This window comes from Citreimonas sp. (genome assembly GCF_042096055.1).
Lineage (GTDB): Bacteria > Pseudomonadota > Alphaproteobacteria > Rhodobacterales > Rhodobacteraceae > Citreimonas.
Genome location: NZ_JBELMH010000089.1, coordinates 1 through 2890, shown reverse-complemented (window position 1 = coordinate 2890; position 2890 = coordinate 1). Strand labels below are relative to the sequence as shown.

2 protein-coding genes and 1 pseudogene are annotated in these 2890 nt (G+C 70.7%); 2 read left to right on the top strand and 1 reads right to left on the bottom strand.

Annotated elements, in window-relative coordinates:
• Nucleotides 1-33: 33 nt before the first annotated feature.
• Together ACFDTC_RS15435 and selD are read left to right on the top strand one after the other, a co-directional pair.
• Nucleotides 34-375 (top strand): annotated as a pseudogene (locus tag ACFDTC_RS15435) (FAD-dependent oxidoreductase); the annotation flags it as partial.
• Between the two features lie 9 nt (nucleotides 376-384).
• On the top strand, nucleotides 385-1668 hold the full coding sequence (selD, locus tag ACFDTC_RS15430; protein ID WP_375259786.1) for a selenide, water dikinase SelD: 1284 nt from the start codon (nucleotides 385-387) through the stop codon (nucleotides 1666-1668).
• Here the strand turns inward: selD and mnmH are convergent.
• Nucleotides 1650-2708 carry a tRNA 2-selenouridine(34) synthase MnmH gene (mnmH, locus tag ACFDTC_RS15425; protein ID WP_375259776.1) on the bottom strand — a complete coding sequence of 353 codons (1059 nt, stop codon included), beginning with the start codon at nucleotides 2706-2708 and terminating at the stop codon, nucleotides 1650-1652. The genes selD and mnmH overlap by 19 nt on opposite strands.
• Nucleotides 2709-2890 lie beyond the last annotated feature (182 nt).

The following is a 2890-nucleotide window of genomic DNA, read 5'->3' as shown; positions in this document are numbered from 1 at the left end:
ATCGGCGGCGGTGTCGCAGGGTGCGAACTGTCCATGGCCATGGCGCATGCAAGCCACGGTATGGACAGAACGATAACGGTGATCGAGCACGGCCGCATCGGCAAGGGCCTTGACGCAGCCGCCGCCGCACGCCTGCGGCGCGCCATGGTGGAGGCCGGCGTCACCGTGCTGGAGGGTCATGGTGCGGTCCGCATAACGCAGGATGCCGTTCACCTCGACGACGGCACGAAAATAAGCGCCGACTTCGTCACGGGCATCGCCGGCGCCCGACCACATGCCTGGCTGAAAACCAGCGGCCTCACGGACGACGACGGGTACCTGCCGGTGGATACTCGCCTGCGGACCCGCGATCCGGCGGTCTTCGCCGCGGGCGATTGCGCTCACATGACCCATGCGCCGCGCCCCAAAGCGGGCGTCTACGCTGTCCGTCAGGCGCCGGTCCTGCTGCACAACCTCAAGGCCTCCCTCGCGGGCACGGGCGGGCTGCGCCCGTACCGGCCGCAGACAGATTACCTCAAGCTCATCTCGCTTGGCGGCAAGACCGCGCTGATGGAACGGTTCGGCCTGTCCTTCCGCGGCCCGGTTCTGTGGCTCTGGAAGGACCGGATCGACCGCAGGTTCATGGACCGGTTCGAGGAATTGCCCCGACAACCCGCGCCCGCCCTGCCCTGGCCCCGCGCCGCGGGCGTCCGCGAAGCGCTGGGCGCAAAGCCCCTGTGCGGCGGCTGCGGCGCCAAGATCGGAGTCCAAGCGCTGCGCCGGGCGTTGGCTGCGGGCGGTGACGACATGCCCGGCGATGACGCCGCGGTGCTGACGACCGGGCAGGCCCGGCAGGTCATCTCGACCGACCACCTCCGCGCGTTCAGCGAGGATCCGGGTCTGATGGCGCGCATCGCGGCGATCCACGCGCTCGGCGACGTCTGGGCGATGGGCGCCAAGCCGCAGGCCGCTACCGCCTCGATCGTCCTGCCGCGCCTTTCGGACGAGCTGGCCGAGCGCACCCTGCGCGAGATCATGGCTGTGGCGCGAGAGGTGATGCAGCAGGCCGGCGCCGCGATCGTCGGCGGGCACAGCACGATCGGGGCCGAACTGACCGTCGGCTTCACCGTCACCGGCCTGTGCGACCGCGCACCGCTGACGCTTGCCGGTGCCCGGCCCGGCGACGCGCTGATCCTGACCAAGCCGATCGGCAGCGGCGTCGTCCTTGCGGCCGAGATGCAGTACCAGGCGCACGGCCGCGACGTGATGCGCACGCTTCAGGTCATGGCCCGCCCGCAGGGCGACGCCGCTGAGATCCTGGCCGGCGCGCATGCGATGACCGACGTCACCGGCTTCGGCCTGGTCGGCCATGCCGCCGCCATGGCCGAGGCGTCCGGCACCGGCCTCGTGCTCGACGTCGCTTCGGTCCCGCTGATGGACGGCGCGCTTGCCCTGTCCGAGCGCGGGGTCCGGTCGACGCTGTATCCGCAGAACCGCGACGCATTCCCGGAACTGCCGGTGACCGATGCACGGACGGCGCTGATGTTCGACCCGCAGACCGGCGGTGGGCTTCTGGCCGCGCATCCGGGCGACCCGTCGGGCGTCCTCGCGTCTCTGCGTACCGCCGGCTTCGATGCTGCCGTGGTCGGACGCGTCACCGACCGGCCGGGTCAGATCGCGTTCGCCTGAAGCCAATCCGCCATCGCGTCCGCCGCACCGTCGAGGTCGCCCGGCTCCAGCCCCGGCACCGAGAACCGTGCCACGATCTCGGGAGCAACCGCGTGCAGCGCCTTGTCGTAGGCGGGGTCGTAGTGATCCTCGGCCAGCGCGTGACACAGGGCGACCGTGTCGCCCGCGTCGATCAACGCCGCCCATTTGTCGACCACGGCATGGCCCCGGAAATGCCGCAGCGGCGCAAGGCGCGTCTTCAGCGCGGCGCCGTCGGCCAGCACGTCGTCGTAGGCATGTGCGAGGTAGCGCGCCCGCGCCTCGATCGGCGCCTCGACCATCAGCCACGGCGCGCGCAGCATCGCCGTCCAGACCGAGGGCGGCAGATTAAGCCCGCCGATCTTGCTGCTTTCCGCCTCGAGCACCACCGGCCTATGCGGGTCGAGCCGTGCCAGCGCCGCCGCGAGCGCGCTTTCGAAGGCCTTCTGCGACGGTTGCCCCACCTCCAGCCCGCCCAGCAGCGACCCGCGATGCCGCGCCAGCCCCTCGAGGTCCAGCACCTGAACGCCGCGCGCCGCGAGACGCGGCAGCAGTGCCGTCTTCGCGGTCCCGGTATGGCCGCCCACCTGCACCAGGCGGTGCGGCAACCGCGCGTCGTAGAGCCGCTGCGACACCAGCCGACGATAGGACTTGTAACCGCCCTCGATCACCTCGGCGCGCCAGCCGATCTCGCGCAGCATCCAGGTGAATGCGCCCGACCGCTGCCCTCCGCGCCAGCAATAGACCAGCGGACGCCAGCCCCCCTCGTGCCCCGCAAGGCGCGTCTCGATGTGCAGCGCGGCGTTCCGAAAGACCAGCGCGGCCCCGATCTTGCGCGCGCGAAACGGCGATTCCTGCTTGTAGATCGTGCCGACGCGCGCGCGTTCCTCGTTGTCGAGCACCGGCAGGTTGATCGCGCCGGGCACGTGATCCTCGGCGAATTCGGCTGGGCTGCGCACGTCGATCACGGCGTCGAAGCCGTGCGTGTCGATGTCGTCGAAGCTCTGGAAACGCCGTTTCATGAACGCCGACATACCCCGCCGCCGCAGCGCGCGAAAGCCCGCCCGCGTCGCACAATTTTTTGCCCCGCAACCCTCTGGACACCGCCCGACCGGTCGGCTAGACCGCCGTCACCCGAAGGGTCACCCCTTCCCCGTGCCCGGGTAGCTCAGGGGTAGAGCAGTGGATTGAAAATCCTCGTGTC